The organism is Sphingobacterium humi (assembly GCF_009768885.1).
In the GTDB taxonomy this organism is placed as follows: Bacteria; Bacteroidota; Bacteroidia; order Sphingobacteriales; family Sphingobacteriaceae; genus Sphingobacterium; species Sphingobacterium humi.
Genome location: NZ_WSQA01000004.1, coordinates 43,066 through 59,516 on the forward strand (window position 1 = coordinate 43,066; position 16,451 = coordinate 59,516).

Annotated in this window: 15 protein-coding genes; 8 read left to right on the forward strand and 7 right to left on the reverse strand. The window is 44.5% G+C overall.

Going from position 1 to position 16,451, the window contains the following annotated elements; translation table 11 throughout:
* Window positions 1-251: 251 nt before the first annotated feature.
* Complete coding sequence (locus GQF63_RS06215) at window positions 252-1,334, reverse strand: metallophosphoesterase (protein WP_160368360.1); 1,083 nt, start codon at window positions 1,332-1,334, stop codon at window positions 252-254.
* 146 nt (window positions 1,335-1,480) lie between these two features.
* Between GQF63_RS06215 and GQF63_RS06220 the strand changes: the two genes are divergently transcribed.
* From GQF63_RS06220 to mnhG, 7 genes are read left to right on the forward strand one after another with little or no spacing between them, the layout of a single operon-like run.
* Window positions 1,481-3,790, forward strand: a complete 2,310-nt coding sequence (locus tag GQF63_RS06220; RefSeq protein ID WP_160368361.1) for a putative monovalent cation/H+ antiporter subunit A — start codon at window positions 1,481-1,483, stop codon at window positions 3,788-3,790.
* 1 nt (window position 3,791) lies between these two features.
* Window positions 3,792-4,205, forward strand: a complete 414-nt coding sequence (locus GQF63_RS06225; RefSeq protein WP_160368362.1) for a Na+/H+ antiporter subunit B — start codon at window positions 3,792-3,794, stop codon at window positions 4,203-4,205.
* A 4-nt stretch (window positions 4,206-4,209) separates the two neighbouring features.
* Window positions 4,210-4,566 (forward strand): Na+/H+ antiporter subunit C, encoded by a 357-nt coding sequence (locus GQF63_RS06230; protein ID WP_160368363.1) that lies wholly within the window; start codon window positions 4,210-4,212, stop codon window positions 4,564-4,566.
* Window positions 4,563-6,080 carry a proton-conducting transporter transmembrane domain-containing protein gene (locus GQF63_RS06235; RefSeq protein WP_160368364.1) on the forward strand — a complete coding sequence of 506 codons (1,518 nt, stop codon included), beginning with the start codon at window positions 4,563-4,565 and terminating at the stop codon, window positions 6,078-6,080. Before GQF63_RS06230 ends, GQF63_RS06235 begins: the two co-directional genes overlap by 4 nt.
* Window positions 6,077-6,553: a Na+/H+ antiporter subunit E gene (locus tag GQF63_RS06240; protein WP_160368365.1), complete on the forward strand. Its 477-nt coding sequence runs from the start codon at window positions 6,077-6,079 to the stop codon at window positions 6,551-6,553. Before GQF63_RS06235 ends, GQF63_RS06240 begins: the two co-directional genes overlap by 4 nt.
* A complete protein-coding gene (locus GQF63_RS06245; protein WP_160368366.1) occupies window positions 6,550-6,822 on the forward strand; it encodes a monovalent cation/H+ antiporter complex subunit F in 273 nt (90 codons plus the stop codon). The genes GQF63_RS06240 and GQF63_RS06245 overlap by 4 nt, the downstream gene beginning before the upstream one ends.
* On the forward strand, window positions 6,815-7,231 hold the full coding sequence (mnhG, locus tag GQF63_RS06250; protein WP_160368367.1) for a monovalent cation/H(+) antiporter subunit G: 417 nt from the start codon (window positions 6,815-6,817) through the stop codon (window positions 7,229-7,231). The genes GQF63_RS06245 and mnhG overlap by 8 nt, the downstream gene beginning before the upstream one ends.
* 6 nt (window positions 7,232-7,237) lie before the next feature.
* On the opposite strand, the gene GQF63_RS06255 is transcribed toward mnhG, so the two are convergent.
* Entirely contained in the window at window positions 7,238-8,335 is a 1,098-nt protein-coding gene (locus GQF63_RS06255) for a lactonase family protein (protein ID WP_160368368.1), read from the reverse strand.
* A gap of 171 nt (window positions 8,336-8,506) precedes the next feature.
* On the opposite strand from GQF63_RS06255, the gene GQF63_RS06260 reads away from it, so the two are divergent.
* Window positions 8,507-9,877 (forward strand): peptidylprolyl isomerase, encoded by a 1,371-nt coding sequence (locus tag GQF63_RS06260; protein ID WP_160368369.1) that lies wholly within the window; start codon window positions 8,507-8,509, stop codon window positions 9,875-9,877.
* A gap of 73 nt (window positions 9,878-9,950) precedes the next feature.
* Here the strand turns inward: GQF63_RS06260 and GQF63_RS06265 are convergent, their stop codons facing one another.
* From GQF63_RS06265 to GQF63_RS06285, 5 genes are all read right to left on the reverse strand, one after another.
* The gene (locus tag GQF63_RS06265; RefSeq protein WP_160368370.1) at window positions 9,951-10,811 is read right to left on the reverse strand and encodes a DUF4440 domain-containing protein; all 861 of its coding nucleotides are present in this window, start codon (window positions 10,809-10,811) and stop codon (window positions 9,951-9,953) included.
* Window positions 10,812-10,833: 22 nt separating this feature from the next.
* The gene (gene cysS / locus GQF63_RS06270; protein WP_160368371.1) at window positions 10,834-12,300 is read right to left on the reverse strand and encodes a cysteine--tRNA ligase; all 1,467 of its coding nucleotides are present in this window, start codon (window positions 12,298-12,300) and stop codon (window positions 10,834-10,836) included.
* Between the two features lie 14 nt (window positions 12,301-12,314).
* Window positions 12,315-13,616, reverse strand: coding sequence for a ribosome biogenesis GTPase Der (gene der / locus GQF63_RS06275; protein WP_160368372.1), 1,302 nt, complete (start codon window positions 13,614-13,616; stop codon window positions 12,315-12,317).
* Window positions 13,617-14,474: 858 nt separating this feature from the next.
* Window positions 14,475-15,353: a DMT family transporter gene (locus GQF63_RS06280; protein ID WP_160368373.1), complete on the reverse strand. Its 879-nt coding sequence runs from the start codon at window positions 15,351-15,353 to the stop codon at window positions 14,475-14,477.
* 10 nt (window positions 15,354-15,363) lie between these two features.
* The gene (locus tag GQF63_RS06285; protein ID WP_160368374.1) at window positions 15,364-16,446 is read right to left on the reverse strand and encodes an LptF/LptG family permease; all 1,083 of its coding nucleotides are present in this window, start codon (window positions 16,444-16,446) and stop codon (window positions 15,364-15,366) included.
* Window positions 16,447-16,451 lie beyond the last annotated feature (5 nt).

A 16,451-nucleotide genomic window follows, 5' to 3' on the forward strand; every position in this document is an offset into this window, starting at 1 on the left:
TACCCCTTTCACTCCCCTTTCTCACCCCTTTCTCACCCGTATCAAACCCCTTTCAAGAGGGTTATACAAAGGGAAAGAATAGTCAATAAAAAGAGATAACAAACAACCATAGCAAAGGCAGATATATTTCTAAGCTTTGCTATATAATAAAATGCCCCATAACGTAACAGGGTCTTGTGAAGCTAGCTTCGCAAGACCCTGTTACGTTATTTTTAGTTCCTTAGGCAATCTTCATCGCCGAAAGCATTCTTTTAATCGAGTTTAAACTCAAATTCTTGGGTAGGTTCAGTTTTATAGGCCAAATTCCGTGTGCTTGGTGAAATGGCAAAATGTGGAGAGAAGGTTTTCACCTTCACTGTTTTTCCATCGGGCAGGAATTCCAAATAGCGCAACCAGCCATCACCGCCGTTGCCATGCCAGCCTCCGCCCATGGCCTGAGCATTGAAAGTCATTTGGGTAACGGTTTTGCCGGCGGCATTTTTATCCTGCCGGAAACCCAGGTGGCCTTCAAAGCGATCAGGTTCGCCGATATGTCCGGAGAATACCAAACGGATGTTCTTCGATGGTTTTACTAATTTCTCAAATAAGGCTTCGCCATAATTGACATCTTCAATTTTGTAACCTTGGGTCACAATAGGCTTGCTGTTTTTATCGAGGTAAACGTGGGTTAATAAAATCACATCATGATTGGCATATTTCGGTTGGTCTACGGTTTTCTTGGCCCATTCCACCACTTCATTACGCGGGGCAAACTCCAATACCATCACCAATAATTTCTTGGGGTGCGGGGTGCTGAATTCATACACCGCATTTACACCTGTGGAGTTTCCGTTTAAGTTCGGACCTACCTCACGCAGGGCTCTGGCGTTCAGCGGATTTTGCTCGGCCGAGAAATAACGATCGTATTGGGTAGCGCGGTATTCGGCACTTACGTGTCCATAATCGTGGTTTCCTGTAGCCAACACATAAGGTGCCAAGCCATTTAAGCGATGGAAAGCCGAGCTGATGTTGTGCCATTGCTGCTTACTGTTTTGGTCGGCCTGTTTGCCATTCGGGTTCAATAAATCATTCTGTTCGACCAAGTCGCCGGTACACAGCACAAACTGCATGTTTAAGGAGTCTGTATTATCCTTCACCCACGACATCATGGTATGCAATATACCGAGGTTCCGTTCAAACTTCACGTAAGATTGCGGATCGGGAATCAAGACCATCGACCAGGAGTCGGGGTTAGTTAATTTAGGTTTTTGGTAGGCCTGCTGGGCCAAGCTACTGAAGGCAAAAAAGAATAAGCTAAAAAAAAGACTAGCTATCCGAAAAGCATTTTTATTCATAACAAATGGATTAGTTGATTGTTAAAGCTAGGCATAAAACCGATGTTTTACGAATATTATTTGATCCTTAATATGAATTTTACATGGGAAAATCGCAGTTTTTTACTATTTTTAAGGCGTATCCCAAATTTATTACACTATAATTCATGCTTTTTACAATTTTATTTGGTTTCCTATCCACTTTACTTCTGGTGCCCTTAGGCCATAAAATTAAGTCGAAATGGAGCATGGTTTTGCCGCTGATTCCGGCAAGTTTGTTTCTGTATTATTTGGCCTACGTTCCTGCGGTTGCCGCAGGCAGTACCTTCAGCCAAATGATCGACTGGGTACCATCCTTAGGCGTAAACTTTGATTTCCGACTAGACGGATTATCCCTTTTATTCTGCTTATTGATTACCGGCATCGGTACGGGTATTTTTTTCTATGCCCGCACCTACCTCAAAGGCCATCCCTATTACGACCGATTCTTCGGCTACCTGCTGTTGTTTATGTCGGCCATGTTGGGCTTGGTGCTTTCCGATAACCTGCTCTTGCTTTTTGTGTTCTGGGAACTGACCAGTATCAGCTCCTTCTTCTTAATTGGCTTTAACAATGAGCAGGAAGATTCCCGCAAGAGTGCCTTAACCGCTCTCACTATTACCGGTATGGGAGGTTTCTTTCTGGTTGCCGGCCTGATCTTGATCGCCAATATTGCGGGCACTTATCAAATTTCAGGATTAATCTACTCGCGCGATGCGATCATACAACATGAGTTATACCCGCTGGCCTTAGGCTTGCTGTTTATAGGTGCCTTTACCAAATCGGCCCAATTCCCTTTTCATTTCTGGCTGCCGGGTGCCATGAAGGCGCCAACTCCAGTTTCGGCCTACCTACACTCGGCCACCATGGTAAAAGCCGGCATCTACTTGCTGGCGCGCTTCTTCCCCATTATGGGAGGAACAGACTACTGGAGCTACCCTTTAATGATTGTGGGTGGATTTACGATGGTCTATGCTGCCGTGCATGCGTTGTTCCGTATGGATATGAAGGCTATTCTAGCCTACACAACGATAGCTGCTTTGGGTGTTTTGGTTTTCCTCTTGGGCTTAGGCAGCAAGGATGCTATTGTTGCGGCCTCGGTATTTATTTTGGTGCATGCCTTGTATAAGGCGACCCTGTTTCTTGTTACAGGGATTGTAGACCATGAAACAGGCAGCCGTGATATAAGCAGGCTGAGCGGATTACGCAAGGTGCTGTTTCCGGTAGCCTTGGCGGCTGGCATTGCTGCTTTATCTAGCGCGGGCCTCCCTTTTACCTTTGGCTTTATCGGGAAAGATTTAATCTATGAAGCCACCTTACACACCGAAGGCAATTGGCCGCTGATTTTAACGGCTGTTGCCCTGCTTACTAATATCTGCCTGCTTGCCGGTGGATTTATGGCCGGCATAAAACCCTTCTTTGGGCCCCTGCCGCAAGCCTATGAAAAGCTGCATTTACCGCCCCTATCGATGTGGCTGACGCCTTTAATTCTGGCTGTTTTATGTTTGCTTTTCGGGATATTGCCCGGCATTACCGGCGATTTCCTGAGCAAAGCCACGGCCAATGCTATTTTTGGGGCCGAGACTCATATGCACTTGAAAATATGGCATGGCTTTAACACCGTTTTGCTCCTCAGTGCCATTACCCTAGTTGTAGGCACCCTGCTTTACCTCATCAATAAACCTAGCGAGAACAAGCTGAATGCGGTGGCTCGTTGGAATAAACTTTCGCCACAATACCTCATCAACCGGTTCACGGATGGTGTTTTTAAGGGTTCTACTTTATATACCAACAGCATCCATAACGGTTACCTGCGTTCCTACCATTTAAAGATTATTTTATTTGCGGAAGCCCTGCTCATCTATAAATTATGGCTGAGTGGCCCGATACAGATCAACTGGGATCAGCTGACCCCATTAACCATTTATGAAGTGGCGGTGGTGATTATCCTCTTAGGTGCCTTGTTGATTGTTATCTTAACCCCATCGCGCTTAACCTCGGTGGTGTCTATGAGTGTTATCGGCTATTGTATCTGTTTGATGTTCGTATTCTACAGTGCGCCGGATTTAGCGATGACGCAATTTACCATTGATACCCTGACGACGGTTTTGTTTGTTTTGGTACTCTATAAATTACCAAGTTTCTTAAGCTTGGCCTCTCCGAAGCAAAAATTTCGCGATATGATTGTGGCCTTAGGCTTCGGTACCATCTTATCTATTATTGCGTTAAAAGTGCTTTATGAGCCCGTTTCTAAAGACACTTCCAATTTTTACGGCGAAAATGCCTACCTGCTGGCCAAGGGTAAAAACGTGGTGAATGTGATTCTTGCCGACTTCCGGGGGATTGACACCATGTTTGAAACGGTGGTGTTGAGTATTGCAGCCGTCGGGGTGTATAGTTTATTAAAATTAAGGTTGAAATCATCAGAAAAGGAATAGCATGAGAAGTATTATTTTACAAACAGCAACCCGGTATTTACTACCCATATTGCTCTTATTTTCCTTTTTTCTCTTATTAAGAGGGCATTATTCGCCGGGTGGTGGCTTTGTGGGGGGCCTGGTGGCCTCCATCGCCTTCGTGCTGCATAGCTTTGCCAACGGCACCGAAGCCACTATGAAAATATTAGGGCGCAAGCCGCTATCCTTAATCCCGGTTGGCTTGGGCTTGGCCGCGTTAAGCATGGTGATGCCTACCTTTTTTGGCCTACCGCCGATGACGGGATTGTGGTTTGAGGAAAAGATTCCTGTAATTGGCTCCATCGGATCGGCCCTGTTTTTTGATCTGGGTGTTTACCTGGTCGTAGTCGGGGTAGTCCTTACTATTTTGTTTACCATCTCACTAACCAAGGATTAAGCGTATGGAGTTACTGTTAGTCGTTGTTTTAGGACTTTTATACGCGGCGGGAATCTTCCTGATTCTACGCCGAAGCATGGTTAAACTCTTGCTGGGGATTATGCTATTGGGCAATGGTACCAATATCTTGATTTTCTTACTGGGCACCATTACCAAGGGAAAACCGCCGGTGATTGGCCCAGATCAGAATGTGTTTCAGGATATCTATGCCGACCCCATTCCCCAATCTTTAATATTGACAGCCATTGTAATCAGCTTCGCCTTAACGGCCTTTGCCATTGTGTTGCTGAAAAGGGTGTATGCCTTGGTTGACTCAGATGATTTAGACGATTTAAATACGCCGGAAGAAGAAGATTTATGATTGATAACCACATTTTAGCGCCTGTTTTCATCCACCTGTTTACCGCTATTCTCCAGCTTATTGCTTGGCGAAAAACGGTAACTCAACGCTTTCTGAGTGTTGGTGGCGCCTTTATTGGCTTATTGATCGCGATACGTTTATTTGCCAAGGTATATACCGAGGGGTCCTTAAGCATGCATGCCTCCAATTGGGAAGCCCCGTTTAGCATTGTCTTCGTGGCCGATTTATTGGCCGTAAGCATGGTATTGCTCACCGCCATTGCCGGCTTTGCCGTATCGATTTTCTCCTCGGTAGGGATTGCCCGCCAACGGATGCTCTATGGCTATTTTCCCATCTTCCACTTCCTACTGATGGGCTTGAATGGTGCCTTCCTCACGGGCGATATCTTTAACTTATACGTTTGGTTCGAGGTTATCATTATTTCCTCCTTCGTGTTAATGACCCTCGGGGGACGGAAAGCGCAGTTGGAGGGTGCCGTGAAATATATGGCGATGAATATCCTGGCTTCCACCTTCTTTCTGACAGGTATCGGGATCTTATATGGGATTTCCGGTTCCTTGAACATGGCGGACCTGTCCATCCGGATTCGAGAGTTTCACAATCAACCCTTGCTGGATGTAGCAGCCATCTTTTTCTTGCTGGGCTTCGGCATTAAATCGGCCGTATTCCCGCTGTATTATTGGCTTCCTTCCTCCTACCATACACCACCATCGGCCGTGGCGGCAACCTTTGGAGGGCTACTGACCAAAGTTGGGGTATATGCTATTTTGCGGGTGTTTAGCTTGATGTTTGTGCCCGACGAGTTCACCAAAAACCTATTGATGGTGATGGCTGTGCTTACGATACTGACGGGAGCATTCGGTGCGCTGATTAAAACAAATATCCGTCGCTTGTTCTCTTATTTAATCGTCTGTCATATCGGTTTTATGATTGGGGGTATCGCGATGTTTACCAAAGCGGCCCTAATGGGTGCAGTTTTCTACCTGATCCATGATATCATGGTGAAGACCAATATGTTCTTAATAGCCGGTTATATTCGACAGGTGCGCGGCACCATGGATATGACTAAATTGGGAGGTTTGTATAAAGCTTATCCGCTGATATCACTGCTGATTGCCTTGGTGCTGTTTTCCCTGGTTGGGGTGCCACCGCTGTCGGGCTTCTGGCCAAAGATCTACCTGTTTCAGGAAGCCTTCGTGGGCGGGCAGTACTTCTTTATTGCAGCTTTAATTATCGGTAGTTTAGTGACCATGTATGTGATTGCGAAGCTATGGGCGGATGTTTTTTGGAAGAATACGCCGGAAGATCAGCCGGTGGAAGATAAGTTTAAGGAACTTCCGCCGTTCAAGAAAGTTTTGCTGCTGATGCCGATTGTGCTGTTATGTTCCGTTACCTTGTATATCGGCTTGCAGGCCGAGCATGTGGTGCTGGCAGTGGACCGCATCAGTAATGAATTGTTGGATACCAGCTCATACGTGAAAACGGTGTTGGGCGATAAAGTTTTTAAGAAATGATAAAGTTTTTCTTGATGAACTTATTGCTATCCTTTATTTGGGTAGCCCTCTCCGGATCGTTGTTCTATTCGAACTTCCTATTCGGCTATTTACTGGGTTTCGGGGTGCTGTGGATTATGAACCGAAATGAAACGGATCAACGCTATTTCTATCGCGTCCCGAAGATCATTTCCTTCTTTTTCTTCTTCCTCTTCGAACTGATCAAAGCCAATATTCAAGTGGCCTATGATGTGATTACGCCGAAGTATTTCTTTAAACCCGGCATTGTTCGCTATCCGGTGAATACAAAAACAGATTTTGAAATCAACATATTATCCACCTTTATTTCCCTGACGCCAGGGACGCTGATTATTGATATCAGCGACGATAAAAAGGCGATTTATATCCATGTGATGTACCTCAAGGATGAACAGCAGTTTATCCGTCAATTGAAAACGGGGGTGGAACGTAAGTTATTAGAAATTTTAAGATGAGTTTAGAAGCGTATTTTGATTTTGTCATCCTGCCTATCTTGACCATTTCGGTGCTCTTGGTGTTTATCCGTTTGTTTAAGGGGCCAACCGTGGTGGATCGGGTTATTGCCCTGGACCTGATTATTACGATCGGGATCGGGATTATTACCGTCTACAGTATCCGGCAGGAACAGGAAGTGCTGTTGGATGTGGCCATTATCTTGGCGCTGATTGCGTTTCTGGGCACCATTGCCTTTTCCTATTACATTGAAAAACAAAAAGATGATTGATTTAATTTTAGCCATATTGAGCACCGTAGGTGCCTTGTCGATCTTTTTCGCCTCCATTGGGGTATTGCGTATGCCCGACTTCTACCTGCGCCTTTCTGTAACGGTAAAGGCTTCCACACTCGGGGTAGGGCTCTTATTGATCTGCGCAGCGATTATGTTCCCGGATGATATTTCCGTCACCACCAAGTCGATTGCGATTATCTTCTTTTTGATTCTAACCGCTCCTATTGCGGCGCATATGATTGGCCGTGCAGCCTACGTGACCGGTACACCACTGTGGAAAGGCACGGTAATAGATCAATTGCAAGGCATGTATAATACCGAGAAGCATACGCTGGAAAGTGACCCGAAAAAGGCCGACCTCAGCAAGGAAGACCAGATTGCGGAGACCGATGATGCAACGGATTAAACCTTTTTAAAAGATGATGCAAACGGGTTTGGATACGGGAATACGCTTTCCTGAATCGCTTAATTCGCCTGATTTAGCATCACGATTGAAAACGACGATCTCATCAGTCAACTGATTGCCGACCAATACAAACTTCCCATTTGGCGAGAAGTTGAAGTTCCGAGGCCCCTTCCCTTCTACCGGTAGCACCTGTTTCAAGACCAATTGCCCATCCTTTTGAATAGCAAAGGTACTGATGGTATTGGCATCCACACGGTTGCTGCTATAGAGGTATTTCCCATCAGCACTTACCTTGATATCGGCGGCGCCATTTTCCCCTTGAAAGCCTGCATCGTTCATGCTAATAACCTGCACCTGCTCCCAATTTCCTTTTTTAGCACGATAGACCACCACATCGCCCGTAAGCTCTTGCAGGGAGTACATGGTTTTTCCGTTGGGATGGAAGGCTAGGTGGCGTGGACCGCCTCCTGCAGGGGCAGCAATAACGGCTTTTTCCATAAACTGATACTTTCCGGCTTCCTGAACTACATTAAACACATAGATTTTATCGGTTCCTAAATCCGAAACATACACTGCTTTATCAGGTCCTAGAAAGGCGGAGTGGATATGCGGTTTTTCTTGGCGCTTGCTGTTTACAGAGCTGCCTGTAAATTCTTTATAATCGTCCATCGCATTGATATGGCCGTTTTCATCCATACTATATAGGGCCAAAGATCCGCCGCTATAGTTGGATACTACGGCATAACGACCTTTATCGCCCAGCATTACGTGGCACGGAGAACCGCCCTTGGTAGATAGTTTGTTCTCGAAGGTCAGGATATCATCTTGCAAGTTGAAAGATGACAGCGATTGGCTACCGTCGTTTACTTCATTAACGGCCACTAAAAACTTATCGGTACGCGCTAAAAAGGATGGACTTGTGCTTTCTACCTCACTTTGCACCTCCGCATCTCCGGTTTCCAAATTGAATAAGTAGGAATAAATACCCTTACTTCCCTGCTCGGAAGTATAGGTTCCTACAAACATAGGAACTTGTTTATGTTGTGCCTGGCTCATGGATAAAGTAAACATGGAAACTAAGATTAGTAAATAGCTCTTTTTCATCTGTTAAATATGGTTAAAACCCAATTTATTTCACCTTCAATTAGGTATTTTAGCGCCAGCGCGAATATGCTTAGCGTACGAAATTTATTTATTCTAGGATAAATGTAGAAAAAAGGCATAATATTTAATAATTTTGCCAGAGAACTATCTCTATAGATTGACAATACAAGAATGAGAAACCTTTTTTATAGTATAACGCTTTTCTTAGCATTTTGTTCCCTAACAGTAAAAGGCCAAGAAAAGATTATTGACCGTGTGGTGGCAACAGTGGGCTCGAGTATTATCCTGCAATCGGATATCGATAACCAGTATATGCAATACCTTGCCAATGGTGGTACGCCAGATGAGTCGTTCAAATGTACTGCCCTGCAACAATTGATCATGACGAAGTTACTGGCTCAGCAAGCTGTAATTGACTCGGTAGAAGTGACAGAGTCGGAAGTTGACGATCAGCTGAATGCACGTATGCGTGAAATGGTGCGCCGCGCAGGGAACCAAGAACGCTTGGAAGGTTTCTTGAAACGCTCTTTATTGCAATACAAAGAGGAAATGCGCCCGATTATGGCCGAGCAAATGAAAGCCAATAAACTACAGGGTACCATTGTGCAGAAAATTAGCATCACCCCACAAGAGGTAAAACGCTATTTTGAAAGCTTAAACCAAGACAGCTTACCGGCCTTTAATACCGAAGTGGAGATTGGGGAAATTGTGGTCAATCCGGTATTGACCAAGGAAGAAAAGAATGTATTCCGTGATAAAGCGGAGAAATATAGAAAACAAGTGCTGGATGGTACGGACTTCGGAACGGTTGCCCGTTTCTATTCGGAAGATGGATCAGCCCCTTACGGTGGTGAGCTGGGTTTTGCAACCCGTGATACTTACGTAAAGGAGTTCTCGGCAATGGCCTTCCGCTTAAAAGAAGGGGAAGTATCGCCGGTATTCGAGACGCAGTTCGGATTTCACTTTTTACAGGTGTTAGAGCGCCGTGGTGAAGAGGTGAATGTAAGACACGTGTTGATTAAAACAAAGCCAACACAGGCGAGCTTAGAGCGCACAAAAGCGAAGATCGATAGTATCTACGATAAGGTGAGCAGCGGAAAGCTTCCTTTCCACACGGCAGCCGCCATGTTCTCCGACAATAAAGAAACCAAATTCAATGGCGGTATGGTGATTAACGAACAATCGGCATCCAGAACGACCTTGATTCCGGTGGATGCCTTAGAGAAGGAATTATTTATCGCTATTGACCCTTTAAAACCAGGCGAGTTCTCGAAACCTTACCAGTTTAAGGACAGAACAGAACAAGTGGCCTATAAATTCAACTACCTGAAGACCCGGATTCCGCCACACACGGCCAGTTTAGAGCAGGATTTCGCGAAGATTCAGGAAGCCGCACAAGAGGATAAAACCCGTAGAAAGCTGAGCGAATGGTTTGAAAAGAAAACCAAAGCTACCTTTGTACACGTGAGTGAAGATTTCCAGACTTGTGACGAATTGAAGATGTGGTTAACTCCGACAGACAATGATATCGCAGCAAAATAATACGCTGCAACAAGAACTATAAAAAAAGGCGAATCTTCCGATTCGCCTTTTTTGTATGCTTATGTGTAGGATATTACCTTTCGAACATCATTTCCAAGATCACTTTCCATTGAAAATCTTCTTTCAATTGCCAGATACGGATGTAGTTAAACTTAACCACCTTATCTTTCATGCCTACGGTCGCAGTACCGTTGGTATAGGCAAACTCACCGCTATAGGCACGTCCAACACCAACCGGATCCGTATCGATCTCTATACGCTCTTTCTTTAAGAAGGCTACGACTTTTTCACGACCTTCCATTTCGGGTTGCCATGGAAAATAGAAACGAGCATCATCGGCCAGGAATTCATTATAGCCGGTTTTGGTATCGGCTTTCAGAATGGTTGAGAACAACTCATCTGTTTGCTTCACGACTTCCTCACGCTGCTGCAGACGCTTATCTGAACGGTGTTTCAGATAGGCCTTCTCATCCGGTTCGTAATATTCCAGTCCGCTGGATTTACCCTTGCCGAAGTTCTCTACTTCCGCACGTACATGGACTTTCCAGGCTCCTTTCTTATCCCGACGCCATACCGTCACATACTGTCCGTATCGTTTAATAGCGCCTACTTTCTGGAACTCTAACGGCCCGGAAGTAACCCCCCAGTCTAAACTGCGAGACACCAATGCAAAATTGGGATTCCAGGTAAGTACATCAGGGATGTTCGGACGGTTGTCCAGGTAGTTCACCGCATTCACAGGCGAGGGTACAAAAAAGGTAGATAGCTTATCTACCATGTATTTCAATCCGGTATGAGGGTTCTCTGTTCTTGAAAGATTTGCCGCCGTTTTATCTACCGATAACAAACCACCGACTTTCTCCGGAAGCTGAGCAAAGCTCGACAGGGAGATCAAGGCCGTGGTAAGTACAGTAAAGGCTTTTTTGTAAATCATTGTTTAAATTTTACCTTACTAATCAAATCTTATTCCAAAGTGTTCCATCTTTGCTATCCTTGAGTTGAATTCCGATAGCGGTAAGTTGTTCACGGATGCGATCTGACATCACAAAGTCTTTATTCTGCTTGGCATCATTGCGCAAATCAATAATAATCTGCATCAAATCATCCATATTATCAGCGTCGCCAAGTTGATCATCCTTCAGCCCTAAAATATCGAATACAAAGGCTTGGATGTAGGCTTTTAACGCGTCGAGGTCTTTCTTGTTGATGGTTAATTTACCATCGTAAATGGAGTTGATTATGCGCACCACTTCAAAGAGCTCGGCAATTAATACCGGCGAGTTGAAGTCGTCGTCCATGGCTGCATAACTTCTTTCCTGAATAGCTTTCAGATCACCGAAGGTGGATTTAGCAGCCGGGCTGATCTTATCCAACAGGGCAATGGCCGTCATCAAGCGCTTATATCCCTTATCTGCCGCATCCAAGGCTTCATTGGAGAAGTCTAAGGTACTGCGGTAATGGGCCTGCAACATAAAGAAGCGAACAGCCATCGGGGAATAGCCACGGTTTAGCAAGGCGTGGTTTCCGGTAAACAACTCCCCTGGTAGGAAGCCATTTCCTGCCGACTTCGACATCCTTGCGCCATTAACGGTTAGCATATTGGTATGCATCCAGTATTTAGCAGGGGTGCTATGGTTACAAGCTTGCGATTGGGCAATCTCATTGGTATGGTGGGTCGCGGCCAGGTCCATACCTCCGCCATGAATATCAAATTGATCGCCTAAGTATTTACGACTCATGGCGGAACATTCGATATGCCATCCCGGGAAGCCTACTCCCCAAGGGGAAGGCCAGCGCATAATATGCTCTGGTTTGGCTTTGATCCATAGGGCGAAATCCAGACGTCCGTGTTTTTCATCCTGTCCGCCTAGCTCACGGGTATTGTTAAGCATGTCTTCCAGGTTACGGTTCGTCAGGATGGTATAGTTATATTCTTTAACGTATTTCTCTACATCAAAATAAACCGTGCCATTCACTTCATAGGCATAGCCATTATCGATGATCTGTTTCACCATCTCGATTTGCTCCGAGATATGGCCGGTTGCTGTAGGCTCGATGCTTGGCGGCAAGGTATTGAACAAGCGCAAAACATCATGGAATCCGATGGTATACTTTTGTACAATCTCCATTGGCTCCAGCTGTTCTAGCTTGGCTTTCTTCGCAAACTTATCATCGCCCTCGTCATTATCGCCTTCCAGGTGTCCGGCATCGGTGATGTTGCGCACGTAGCGCACCTTATAGCCCAGATGCAGCAGGTATCTATAGATTAAATCAAAGGATACGAAGGTTCTACAGTTCCCCAAGTGTACATCACTGTAAACAGTGGGTCCACACACATACATCCCAACCAGGTTAGGGTGTATAGGTTCGAAATTCTCTTTTTTACGTGTAAGGGTATTGTATAAAACTAAGTTATGCTGCATATCGGGTATTGATACTATTTTTGTCTGAAAAAGATTTGAATAGGCACTCCTTTGAAATCGAAGTTCTCGCGGAGTTTATTTTCGATGAAACGCTTGTACGGATCTTTGATATACTGGGGCAAGTTACAGAAGAAAGCAAACATAGGCGATCTTCCTGGAATCTGCGTCACGTATTTGATCTTGATGTATTTTCCTTTGTTCGCTGGTGGCGGGTAGTTCTCAATAATCTCCAACATCACCTCGTTCAACTTAGACGTAGGGATTTTCTTGGTTTTATTTTGATAAACTTCCATGGCCGTTTCCACGGTTTTGAAAATACGTTGTTTCTCGGTTACAGAAGTAAATAAGATAGGCACATCGGTAAACGGCGCAATCTTATTGCGGATCGCTTCTTCAAAAGCTTTCGCTGTTTTATGGTCTTTCTCTATGGTATCCCATTTGTTCACCAAGATCATGATCCCTTTTTTGTTTTTCTCGGCCAGGTGGAAAATATTGATATCTTGTGCTTCAATGCCATCTTTGGCATCCAACATCAAGATCACCACGTCAGAGTCTTCCAAGGCTTTGATGGTACGCATTACCGAGTAGAACTCGATGTTCTCACTAACTTTCGATTTACGGCGTAATCCAGCGGTATCAACCAATAGGAATTCGTGTCCGAACTGGTTATAGTGGATACGGATGGCATCGCGCGTTGTACCGGCAATTGGGGTCACAATATTACGTTCCTTACCTAGCAAAGCGTTGGTAAGGGATGATTTACCAACGTTCGGACGTCCGACGATGGTAAACTTCGGCAAGGTAGATTCTTCCTCTTCCTCCACTTCGAAATGGCTCACCACATCGTCAAGGAGCTCACCGGTTCCAGAACCAGTCATGGAAGAGATGTTATACGGATCACCAAGACCGAAGGAGTAGAACTCTGCCGAGTCATTTACCTGTTTGGCGCTATCCACTTTATTGGATACGATATAGACAGGTTTATTACTGCGGCGTAGGATGCCGGCAATTTCATCATCTAAGTCTGTAGTACCGGTTGTTACATCGACTACGAACAAGATCACGGAAGCTTCCTCGATAGCAATCAATACTTGCTCACGGATAGCTGCTTCGAAAACATCTTCCGATCCGTGCACAAAGCCACCCGTATCGATGACGGTGAATTTCTTGCCAATCCATTCTGCCTGACCATAATGACGGTCGCGGGTTACTCCGCTAAAGTCATCCACGATCGCTTTGCGACTTTCCGTTAAACGGTTGTATAAGGTGGATTTCCCTACATTTGGTCTTCCAACAATTGCTACGATATTTGCCATATTATTTTATTGATTCGTTACCTCCCGGCAACCTAATGTTCAGCTTTTTGTAAAAGTACAAAGTTACGATTAAATAAAACATCTTGGTACTGCTAAGCTAAAAGAAAGGGAAAAAAGCAAAGGATTTACCTTAAGATAACATGCTATTTTAGAAAAGTTTTCGCAGGCGCTGCAAATAGGTCTCTTTAAAAGGCATTCAGGCAGCATAGGAAATTCATCATTGCATCGACCAAGCTGCTGTTATGCTGGGAGGAAGATTTCACCAAGAAAGAGAGGTTGCCTGTGTGAAAAGCAACCTCATTTCTCGTTTTGAAAATTAATAGTTAGAGATTCTATTGAATAAAAACCGTTTATTTTCTATTAAACCGTTTTTATAGGGAACATGTTAATGCATTCATATTACTAATTGCAATTTTCGTGCAAGTATTAGTGACACCAGCTATTCGGAATGTTTTAATCTACTCGAAAAATTATTATAATTTCCTTGTATTTCCATGTTTGCAGTAAACATTAAACGATTTACCTATACAATCAAACATCCCTTACATTTCAAATAATACTATCTTACTTTATGTATTTTTTAAACATAGTATTATATTTTCTATGAAATTTTAGAAAAAGATACAGGGAATGGGAGACTTAAGCAAAAATAAAATGCTACGCAATCGGTTGCGCAATGGAATCCCGACGGATTTATTATTTTATTGTAGAAGAATATTTACAGGTAAATCCTTTAAGGTAGGAATTAATTATTTTCCACAATTCCGATAAAAAAGTAGGAATAAGCGAACAACCCAGCCCAACATGGTAGACCCTTTTTCAGGAACAACCAGATTAATTTAAAAGAATAATCAAGGATTAGAAACGGATTTTGGACTTCAAATAAGGGTATATAAATACAGCGGCCAGGATAATACTTGCCCCCATGTAAAAACCCGAAGACATCGCTTCTTTTTGCCCAAAAATCAGCAAGGCTAAGAGGATACCATAGATTGGTTCGAGGTTCGTCGTTAAAGCCACGGTAAAGGCCGACAGCTCTTTCATCACCGCTACCCCCAGCACATAAGCAATCGCCGTACAGCCTACTCCTAAAACCAGTAGGAAAAACAGGTCCTTCGTATTGAGGAATAGGTGTTCATCGAATTGCCCACCCAGCAACATCACCACAGATACCCCTACCCAGGCCCCCAGCATTTCATAGAAGGTAATGGCGGCGGCATCTCCTTTTTTCACCATACGGGCGTTAAAAATAGAGAATATGCTGGCCACGAAAGCACAGAGCAGGCCAAAGGTAATACCCCAGAAGTATTGAAACTCAAACTTAAAGATGAGGTAAATCCCGAAGATAATCAGCAAGCCAACCAAGATATCCGAGACGGAAATCGACTTCCGGTTGATAATCGGCTCTAAAATGGCGGTGAACAGCGTCAAAGAGGAAAGAGTCACTAAGGTCACCGACACGGTGGAAATCTTAATGGCATGGAAGAATAGCACCCAGTGCAAGCCCACTAGCATCCCAACTCCCAAGTATTGCCACAGCTGCTGCTTGGTAACCTTTAAGGAACGTTTGGTAAAGACATAGTACACATAGATGGAGATGGCAGCAATGAACACCCGATACCAAACCAAAGGCATGGCAGGAATAGAAATCAGTTCGCCTAAAACACCGGTGAATCCCCAAATCAACACGGTAAAATGCAATATGATGATATTGCGGTTAATAGTTAGCTTAGCCATGGAAGAAGAATTATTTTGGAGCCTTCTTTAACAGGTAAAAACTCAGCAAGAGGAAGATCACGTTTGGTATCAGCACGGAGATCAAGGGATCCAGTCCTCCTTTCAGCGAGAACATACTGGAGAAACGCTCCAGCACGATGTATATACAGCTTAAGCCAATCCCTAGCCCTAAACTCAACCCGATACCGCCGCGCACCTTCTTTGAGGAGAGCGACACCCCGATCAGGGTCAGGATAAAAGCCGAGAATGGATTAATCAAGCGTTTGTATTTTTCCAGCAGCAGGTCGTTCATCATCCCGGTTCCGCGGGTTTCCTCCTTAGCAATCCGGTTCTCCAGGTCGATTTGGTCCATGGTGGTAAACACATTTTCATAGACCTCGAAATCCTGCGGACGCATATCGAGGGTGGTATCGCGCTTCTCCCCGCTTTCCATTTTTTCCTTCAGGCCATTAATGGTACGGTTTGTATAGGCGTGAATACTCCATTTATTGGCTACGGAATCCCAGGTAATGCGATCGGCCATCAATTTCTCCACCATCTTATCGCCGTCAAATTTCTCCAGGGCAAAATTATAGCCCACCTTAGATTGCGTATCGAAGGACCCCATATACACATAGGTATTCGAATCGATTTGCATGTGTGTGGAAGAGGAGGAGGTCGATACCTTATCGGGCTTCACATACACATTCTCGAAGTTCACCTTGATTTTATTGGTAAAAGGAATGATGTAGATATTAGACACCAGGGTCATGGCGAAGATGATACCGGCACAAATCATATAAGGCCGCAACAAGCGATTAAAGCTCATCCCACCACTCAAAATCGGCACAATCTCGGTCTGATCGGCCATCTTGGAGGTAAAGAAAATTACGGCAATAAAGTTAAATAAGGGGGTCAGCATATTGATGAAGAAAGGCAAACTTCCCAAAGCATAATACTCCAGGAACACTTTCGACATTGGCGCTTTGTACTTATTGAAGTCATCGATCTTTTCCGACACATCGAAAATAACAATCACCACACAGAAGATAGCCACCGTGAATGCGAAGGTAGAAAGGTATTTCTTGATGATATAACGATCGATGATATTCATGCTGC

Coding starts and splice junctions, on each gene's coding strand:
- GQF63_RS06215 (WP_160368360.1), bottom strand. CDS start 1,334: ATGAATAAAAATGCTTTTCGGATAGCTAGTCTTTTTTTTAGCTTATTC.
- GQF63_RS06220 (WP_160368361.1), top strand. CDS start 1,481: ATGCTTTTTACAATTTTATTTGGTTTCCTATCCACTTTACTTCTGGTG.
- GQF63_RS06225 (WP_160368362.1), top strand. CDS start 3,792: ATGAGAAGTATTATTTTACAAACAGCAACCCGGTATTTACTACCCATA.
- GQF63_RS06230 (WP_160368363.1), top strand. CDS start 4,210: ATGGAGTTACTGTTAGTCGTTGTTTTAGGACTTTTATACGCGGCGGGA.
- GQF63_RS06235 (WP_160368364.1), top strand. CDS start 4,563: ATGATTGATAACCACATTTTAGCGCCTGTTTTCATCCACCTGTTTACC.
- GQF63_RS06240 (WP_160368365.1), top strand. CDS start 6,077: ATGATAAAGTTTTTCTTGATGAACTTATTGCTATCCTTTATTTGGGTA.
- GQF63_RS06245 (WP_160368366.1), top strand. CDS start 6,550: ATGAGTTTAGAAGCGTATTTTGATTTTGTCATCCTGCCTATCTTGACC.
- mnhG (WP_160368367.1), top strand. CDS start 6,815: ATGATTGATTTAATTTTAGCCATATTGAGCACCGTAGGTGCCTTGTCG.
- GQF63_RS06255 (WP_160368368.1), bottom strand. CDS start 8,335: ATGAAAAAGAGCTATTTACTAATCTTAGTTTCCATGTTTACTTTATCC.
- GQF63_RS06260 (WP_160368369.1), top strand. CDS start 8,507: ATGAGAAACCTTTTTTATAGTATAACGCTTTTCTTAGCATTTTGTTCC.
- GQF63_RS06265 (WP_160368370.1), bottom strand. CDS start 10,811: ATGATTTACAAAAAAGCCTTTACTGTACTTACCACGGCCTTGATCTCC.
- cysS (WP_160368371.1), bottom strand. CDS start 12,300: ATGCAGCATAACTTAGTTTTATACAATACCCTTACACGTAAAAAAGAG.
- der (WP_160368372.1), bottom strand. CDS start 13,616: ATGGCAAATATCGTAGCAATTGTTGGAAGACCAAATGTAGGGAAATCC.
- GQF63_RS06280 (WP_160368373.1), bottom strand. CDS start 15,353: ATGGCTAAGCTAACTATTAACCGCAATATCATCATATTGCATTTTACC.
- GQF63_RS06285 (WP_160368374.1), bottom strand. CDS start 16,446: ATGAATATCATCGATCGTTATATCATCAAGAAATACCTTTCTACCTTC.